Genomic DNA, 7,744 nt, shown 5'->3' with positions numbered 1-7,744 from the left:
TGGCAAGGCGCTCTGGGTGTTATGCTCAGAGCTTTGCGGGATACCGCCTTTCTGTTCGGACTCCGTCCCGCTAACGCGAACGGAAATGGACAGAATGCTATCGCTTCACCGTTGAGCAGTAATGGTCAGCAGTGTTCAGCGTAAATGTATCAGCATTCCTGCCATCCTCTGCTCTTGGCTTCCCAACGCCTCTTGCTGTTCAGCGGCAAGGGAGGAGTGGGCAAAACAACCTTGACCTGCGCGCTGGCTCGCCAACTGGCCCAGGTGGATCCCCAGCGCCGTCTGCTCCTGATGTCCACAGATCCCGCCCACTCGTTGGGGGACGTGCTGCAAATCTCGGTTACGGATGTGGCCCAACCCTTGCCGGATCGCCCCAATTTACAGGTGCGGGCTTTGCAGGCGGAGATTTTGCTGCGGTCTTTTCGGCAAACCTATGGGCCGGCCCTGGAGCTCATTGCCGAGCGGGGCAGTTGGTTTGGCCGAGAGGATCTGCTGCCGATCTGGGATTTGGCGTGGCCGGGGGTGGATGAGCTGATGGCCATTCTGGAGGTCAACCGGCTGCTGGCGAGGGAGGAGGTGGATACGGTCATTCTGGATACGGCCCCCACCGGGCATACCCTGCGGCTGTTGGAGCTGCCCGACTTTTTGGATAATCTTCTGGCTGTGTTTGCCACCTTTCAGGCCAAGCATCGGGAGATCGCCCAAGCCCTGACAGGCACCTATCGACCGGATGAGGCGGATGCGTTTTTGGCCCAGTTGCAGGGGGAACTTGAGGGGGGCAAAGCCCGCTTGACCAATCCGGAGAGCACCTCTGCTTGGCTGGTGATGATCCCGGAGCAGTTGAGCGTGGCGGAAACCCGCCGCTTTTGTCAGCAACTGCAAAGCCGCCGCGTGCCCATCGGCGGCCTTCTGGTCAATCAGGTGCTGCTTGCAAGAGAGAATAACAGCCAACCTTCGCTGCCCGCTGCTCTCCCCTCTCCTCTCTACTCGGCGCGGCAACAGGAACAGCGGCGTGTGCTCAAAGCCCTACAGGAGGAGCTGCCCGGATACTCTATCTGGGTCTGTCCTTATCAACTGCAGGAGCCGGTTGGGTTGGCGGCCCTGGATGAGCTGGTGCAGCAGCTTCGCCCCTTGCCAGAGGTGCTGCTGCAGTTGGAAGGGATCCCAGAGCAAAAAGCGGAGAGCCAAGAGAAGAGAAAGTCTCTCTTCTCCACCCTCTTCCCTTCCTTCAAGGGGATCCCGTCCCTACCGGATTTTTTGACCCAAGGGATCCGACTGGTGTTGGTGGGGGGCAAAGGGGGTGTGGGCAAGACGACGGTGGCCGGGGCCCTGGCTTGGACCTTGGCCAAGCGCCATCCCGACAAGCAGCTCTTGCTGGTCTCCATCGATCCGGCCCACTCGTTGGGGGATCTGTTTCAGACGAAACTGGGTCAGGATCCCATCCCCCTGCTGCCCAACCTGCTGGGGCAGGAGATCGATGCGGCGGCGGTGCTGGAGCAATTCCGGCAGGATTACCTGGAGGAGGTGGCGGCCATCTTGGCGGGGGAGGGGACGGCAGGGGTGGAAGTCCAATACGACCCGCAGGCGTGGCGGCAACTGCTGCAGATGCCTCCACCCGGCCTGGATGAGGTGATGGCCCTGTTGAGTGTTCTCCGACAGGAGACGAGCGGGCAGTTCGACCTGGTGGTGCTGGACACGGCCCCCACAGGGCATCTCCTGCGGTTTCTGCAGATGCCCCAGGCTCTGGAGGGCTGGGTAAGCTTGGCCCTGAAGCTGTGGCTGAAATATCGGGATGTGGTGGGCAGGCCGGAATGGGCGCAGCGGATGCGGGAGCTCTTGGCCCAGGTGCGACAGCTCCGGCAGCAGCTCCAGGATCCCCAGTTTGTTACCTTTATCCCCGTCTTTAACCCCGAGCAAGCAGTTCTGGCGGAAACCGAGCGTCTCTTGGCGGAACTGGATGCTTTGGGGATCCCTCATCCCTACGCCGTTCTCAATCGGGTGTGGTTGGAGGATTCTACCCCCTTTGGAGAGGCCCTCCGCCGTCGTCACCAGACTCTTCTGGCCCAGCTCCCCCAGCCATTTTCCCAGCAGGCCATCTTGACCATCCCCTTCCTACATCCTCCCAGCTTGGAGAATATCGGCTCCTACTTGTTCGCTCCTCAGGAGCCCTAACCTAGGGGTAGACCTTGCTCACCCAAAGCGTTATGGATCCCAAGTTGGAAGAACGCGCCCGCGAGCTGCGCACCCTGCTGCAGAAGGCCAGCATTGCCTACTATGTCCACGATGCTCCCATCCTGGAAGACAGCGTTTACGACCGCCTCTACCGCGAGCTGCAAGAGCTGGAGCGGGCTTACCCTGAACTGGTCACCCCCGATAGCCCTACTCAGCGGGTGGGAGAAAAACCTGCAGAGCATTTTCCCACCGTCTTCCACCGCATCCCCCTCTACAGCTTGGAAAACGCTTTCAACCCAGAAGAGCTAGAGGAGTGGCAAGAGCGTCTGCTGCGAGTTTTGGGCCGTGCCCCTGTTCCCGACAGCAGGACAGAGGGAGAGCTGGAATATGTATGTGAGCTGAAGATTGATGGCGCCGCCTTGGCCCTAACCTACATCGAGGGTCTTTTGGAGCGGGGTGCTACTCGGGGGGACGGACAGGCCGGAGAGGACATCACCCCCAACGTGCGCGCCATTCGTTCGATTCCCCTGCGGCTGGCGACAGCAGATCCGCCTCCCGTTTTGGAGGTGCGGGGGGAAGTCTATCTGGCCCTAGCCGAGTTTGAACGGATCAACCAAGAGCGTCGTTCCGCCGGGGATCCCCCCTTTGCCAACCCGCGCAACTGTGCTGCCGGTACCCTGCGGCAGTTGGATAGCCGCGTTGTGGCCGCCCGCAAGCTCAGCTTCTTCGCCTACGCCCTCCACTGGCCGGAGGGATGGCCTGCCGGGGATCCCCCGCAAACCCAGTGGCAGTGTCTGCAGCAGCTCAAGGAATTGGGATTTCCGGTCAACCCCCTTTCCCAGGTCTGTCGGGGCTTGGGGGAAGTGATCCAATTTTATGAGCGATGGCGGGGTGCCCAGCTCCCTTACGCCAGCGACGGGGTGGTGGTGAAATTGAACTCCTTGCGGCTGCAGGAGGAGGCCGGCTTTACGCAAAAATTTCCCCGCTGGGCCATTGCCCTCAAATACCCTGCCCAGGAAGTCCCCACCCGCATCCGCGCCATCGTGGCCAGCGTGGGCCGTACCGGCGCCGTCACTCCAGTGGCAGAGCTGGAGCCGGTTCCTTTGGCCGGCACCCTTGTCAGCCGCGCCAGCCTGCACAATGCCGATCGCCTGCGGGAGCTGGACGTGCACATCGGCGATACTGCCATCGTGCGCAAAGCCGGGGAGATCATCCCGGAGGTGGTCGGGATCCTGAAGGAATTGCGCCCTGCCGATGCCGTTCCCTACAGCCTGCCCAGCCAGTGCCCCGAATGCCACGCCCCTTTGGTTCGTCCCCCCGGCGAAGCCGTGACCCGCTGCCCCAACCCCGAGTGCCCGGCCAAGCTGCGGGGCCAATTGCAGCACTGGGCCAGCCGCGATGCTTTGGATATCGAAGGCTTAGGGGAAAAGCGGGCAGCCCAATTGGTGGAGAGCTTGGGGGTGCGCACCGTAGCCGATCTCTACCGCCTCACCCCAGAGCAGTTGCAGGGTTTGGAGGGAATGGGATCCCGCTCCAGCCAAAAGCTGGTGCAAGCCATTCAGCGCTCTCGTCAACAGCCCTGGGAACGGGTGCTCTACGGGCTGGGGATCCCCCATGTGGGGGTGGTCACTGCCCAGATTTTGGCCGGCCATTTTCCCACCCCTGAGCTTTTGGCCCAGGCCAGTGCAGAAACCATTGCTCAGATCTACGGGATAGGCGCGGAAGTGGCGGAAGCGGTGGTGGCCTGGTTTGCCGATCCCGCCCACCGGCGGCTGCTGCAGGAGTTGCAGGCGCTAGGGATCCCCGCTCTTCCTCAGCAGGAGAGCCCTGCCGTCTCCCAGATCCTGGCCGGGAAAAAATTCGTAATCACCGGCACCTTGCCCACCCTCTCCCGCCAGCAGGCCAAGGCTTGGATTGAGAGTCGGGGGGGCAAAGTCACCGCCAGCGTCAGCCGCCAAACCGACTACGTGGTGGTGGGCTCTGACCCCGGCTCCAAGCTGGAGCAAGCCCAACAACTGGGGATCCCCCTGCTGACCGAAGCGGAGCTGTTGGCGCTGGATCCCACCGTGGAATCCGGTGATCTGCATCCTTGACAGGGTGGATCCCCGAAAAACTTGGGTAGGGTGGGTTGTCTTAGCGGCAGGGATAATTTATGATTCACCTCTAGTGAGGAGTGGACGCCAATAGGGGGAAGCGAACGAAACACGGACAGTTCCTTCCCCTTTTTGGTTACAAAAAGGCGCGGCCACACCTCCAAAAAGTATCCAACTTAACTGAAGGATTCCTTTGCCAGTGCCAGATAAGTTCAACTATGATGGGATCAGCGGAGACGCATGTTTCCGTTCACTCCTCACACCATCTTCCGCTCGGCGTCAAGTCGGGCGGTTTTTCTATAAATCCGTCCAAAGGATGTATGACCATTCCCTATAGCAGCGAAACGGCTCACCCCTTCCATTTCCAGTTTTCCTCCTTGTGAGACACTTGGGGAGAACCGAGGCTGTGGCGTTTGCACGGGTAGCGCAGAGCGCTGGAGAAGCTTATGGTCACTTTGAAGCAAGAATGAAACACCTCCGTTGCATTGCTTCCCAGCTCCCTTTTGAAGAGTGGGTGGTCGCGGAAGCGGCACGGAGCGCTTGGGAAGTGTCTCAATCCAGTTTGAAATGACTATATCTCCAGTCTTTCCAGTTGATCCCCATGGGAATCTCTTGGCACCCTGCCCCCTTGGGGATCCGGAAACAAGCCCTACGAGCCCAGTGGAGATGCTAGACTAGTAGGTCAGTGAGATTCCACCAACTTCGGCCTCCTTACGCTTTCGCAGCCAATTTGCGACTGGATTGGAAGGTTTAGTTTTCTTCTGGCTTTTGCCGGATTAGGATAGCCAAGAGCAAGCAGCAACGAGGATCCCATGGCCAAATATGACTCCCATCTAAAGTGCTCCTTCTGCAACAAGTCACAGGATCAGGTGCGTAAGTTGATTGCGGGGCCGGGGGTCTACATCTGTGACGAGTGCGTGGAGCTCTGCAACGAGATTTTGGATGAGGAACTCTACGACGGCAACACTCCTCCTGCTGCCGCCCCTGCCGGCGGCCGGCGTGAAGCTCCTAAAAAATCCTCCCGCAGCCTGCCTTCTTTGGCGCAGTTGCCCAAGCCGCAAGAGATCATGCGCTATCTCGACCAATATGTGATTGGCCAAGAAAAAGCTAAGAAGGTTTTGTCGGTGGCGGTTTACAACCACTACAAGCGTCTGGCTGCCAAGGCCAACCCCGGTAGCGTCGGAGTTTCGGAACTGGATGAGGTGGAGCTACAGAAGTCCAACATTTTGATCATTGGCCCCACTGGCTCCGGCAAAACCCTGCTGGCGGAAACCCTGGCTCGCATGTTGGATGTGCCTTTTGCGGTTGCAGATGCTACCACCCTTACGGAAGCTGGCTATGTGGGCGAGGATGTGGAAAACATCCTGTTGCGCCTGCTGCAGGTGGCGGACATGGACGTAGAAGAGGCCCAGCGCGGCATCATCTACATCGACGAAATCGACAAAATTGCCCGCAAAAGCGAGAACCCCTCCATTACCCGCGATGTCTCCGGCGAGGGGGTGCAGCAGGCTTTGTTGAAGATGCTGGAAGGGACAATAGCCAACGTGCCTCCCCAGGGAGGGCGCAAGCACCCCTATCAAGACTGCATTCAAATCGACACTTCCAACATCCTCTTCATTTGCGGGGGGGCTTTTGTTGGCCTGGAAAAAGTAATCGAGCAGCGCATTGGCAAGAAATCGATGGGCTTTATCAAGCCAGGGGAGCAATTGTCGGTTAGCCGCGAGCAACGTATGGCCAATGCCCTCAAGGCTTTGGAGCCTGAAGACTTGATCAAGTACGGCATGATTCCCGAATTCACGGGGCGGCTCCCGGTAGTGGCGACTTTGGATCCGCTGGATGAGAAGGCGCTGGAGGCGATCCTGACGCAGCCCAAAAACGCCATTCTCAAGCAGGCGCAGAAGCTGTTGCGCATGGACGGGGTGGAACTGGAGTTCGAACCTGCCGCCATTGCTGCCATTGCCAAAGAGGCTTATCGCCGCAAGACCGGGGCTCGCGCCCTGCGGGCCATTGTGGAAGAGCTAATGCTGGATGTGATGTACGAGGCACCCTCCCGCCGCGACCTGAAATACATCCGCATCACCGCAGAGATGGTGGAGCGCCGTTCCACCCGCGAGCTGATTCCTCACCCCTCTACGCTGCCCAAGCCTGAGTCGGCCTAGAGTCGCGGCCCTTCCGATCCCTGCTGGATGAACTTATGATCTGTTCTTGAAAGAGGGGGCAGGAGATCCTATGGCAGGGACTGCGTTCCGCTGGCGCGAACGACAGCGGGTGGATCGTGAATATGCGGTAATTGGGCTGGGGCGCTTTGGTTCTAGCTTGGCTCTCACCTTGATGGAGCGAGGGCACAATGTCTTGGGGATCGACCGCAGCCGTGAGATCGTGCAGCGCCTGGCGGATCAGCTGACGCAGGTGGTGGCACTCGATTCCAGCGATGAAGATGCGCTGCGAGCGGTGGATATCCTCTCCTTCGACACGGTGGTGGTGGCCATTGGCAGCGATTTTGAGAGCAATTTGCTGACGACGGTGGCCCTGAAAAGTCTGGGGGTGCGCAATGTGGTCTGTAAGGCGTCGACCGAGCGGCAACGCTCTATTCTCCTGCGAGTGGGGGCAGATCGGGTGGTGTTGCCGGAGCAAGAGGCAGGGCGCCGTTTGGCTCAGGTGTTGACAGCACCGGGGATCCTAGATCAGCTAGAGCTGGAGCCGGGCTACAGCATTACGGAATTACAGGTGCCGGAGGCGTTGGTGGGCCATACGCTGGCGGAGTCGGATCTGCGTCGCCGCTTCGGCATCACGGTGCTGGTGGTGAAGCGAAAGCAATCGCTGGTGGTCTCTCCCCCCGCAGACTACCTGCTGGAAAAGGGGGATTTGCTGGTGGTTCTGGGGGCCAATACCAACATCTCGCGGCTGAATGAGATGTAGGGAGGGATCCGATGAGAGAGGGCTCCGTCCCGCTTCCGCCAGAGGAGGGCTCTGAGCGCTTGGTTCCACCGGTACCATCCCGCGCCCGCCACCTGCCGACACCGGGCTCGGCATTGTCTCAGTCCTCTAGGGCCTTCGGGAATCGTCTGCAGTGGTTTTTCGGGGGGGACAGGCGTCGCCCGCTGCCGCCGCCATTGCGGCTGGTCACAGGGTTGGGGCTCTTGGCAGTGGTGGGAACTTTGGTGCTCATGTTGCCGGGGATCGGGCGCGGGGATCCCTTGAGCTGGAATGAGGCGCTGTTTACGGCCATGTCGGCCCTGAGCGTGACGGGGCTCTCGACGATTGTGGCGGCGGAGGATCTCACCCTGTTGGGCCAGATTGTGCTGCTGATCCTGATTCAGATTGGCGGGGTGGGCTTCATGGTGTTGGCGGTGGTGGTGTTTCAATTGATCGGGCGGCGCATTTCCCTCCTCAATCGCTTGGCGCTGTGCAATTCGCTGGGTCTAATCGATCCGGGGGCGATCCTGGAATTGACTCGGCGGGTGCTGCTGGGGGTCACT

General features: G+C 60.0%; 5 protein-coding genes and 1 pseudogene. All 6 read left to right on the top strand.

Features of this window, described 5'->3' with window-relative positions:
- A pseudogene (locus NW837_RS02040) lies at positions 1 to 144 on the top strand (RNA-guided endonuclease TnpB family protein); the annotation flags it as partial.
- Positions 145 to 2,172, top strand: a complete 2,028-nt coding sequence (locus tag NW837_RS02035) for an ArsA family ATPase (RefSeq protein WP_414329045.1) — start codon at positions 145 to 147, stop codon at positions 2,170 to 2,172.
- A 32-nt stretch (positions 2,173 to 2,204) separates the two neighbouring features.
- Positions 2,205 to 4,265 (top strand): NAD-dependent DNA ligase LigA, encoded by a 2,061-nt coding sequence (gene ligA / locus NW837_RS02030; RefSeq protein ID WP_414329046.1) that lies wholly within the window; start codon positions 2,205 to 2,207, stop codon positions 4,263 to 4,265.
- Positions 4,266 to 5,077: 812 nt separating this feature from the next.
- Complete coding sequence (gene clpX, locus NW837_RS02025; RefSeq protein WP_414329044.1) at positions 5,078 to 6,424, top strand: ATP-dependent protease ATP-binding subunit ClpX; 1,347 nt, start codon at positions 5,078 to 5,080, stop codon at positions 6,422 to 6,424.
- Between the two features lie 70 nt (positions 6,425 to 6,494).
- Positions 6,495 to 7,184, top strand: a complete 690-nt coding sequence (locus NW837_RS02020; protein ID WP_414329043.1) for a potassium channel family protein — start codon at positions 6,495 to 6,497, stop codon at positions 7,182 to 7,184.
- Between the two features lie 59 nt (positions 7,185 to 7,243).
- Positions 7,244 to 7,744 (top strand): potassium transporter TrkG (locus NW837_RS02015; RefSeq protein WP_414329042.1); only part of this gene is annotated, 501 nt, incomplete at its 3' end.

Origin of the sequence: Synechococcus sp. R6-10 (genome assembly GCF_047461815.1) — a bacterium.
Taxonomy (GTDB): Bacteria; Cyanobacteriota; Cyanobacteriia; order Thermostichales; family Thermostichaceae; genus Thermostichus.
The sequence above is the reverse complement of the archived record's forward strand: the minus strand, read 5'-3'. Positions and strand labels throughout refer to the sequence as shown.

Excerpts from the sequence above, each read along its gene's own strand:
- clpX (WP_414329044.1), top strand. The coding sequence starts at position 5,078 with ATGGCCAAATATGACTCCCATCTAAAGTGCTCCTTCTGCAACAAGTCA.
- NW837_RS02035 (WP_414329045.1), top strand. The coding sequence starts at position 145 with ATGTATCAGCATTCCTGCCATCCTCTGCTCTTGGCTTCCCAACGCCTC.
- NW837_RS02020 (WP_414329043.1), top strand. The coding sequence starts at position 6,495 with ATGGCAGGGACTGCGTTCCGCTGGCGCGAACGACAGCGGGTGGATCGT.
- ligA (WP_414329046.1), top strand. The coding sequence starts at position 2,205 with ATGGATCCCAAGTTGGAAGAACGCGCCCGCGAGCTGCGCACCCTGCTG.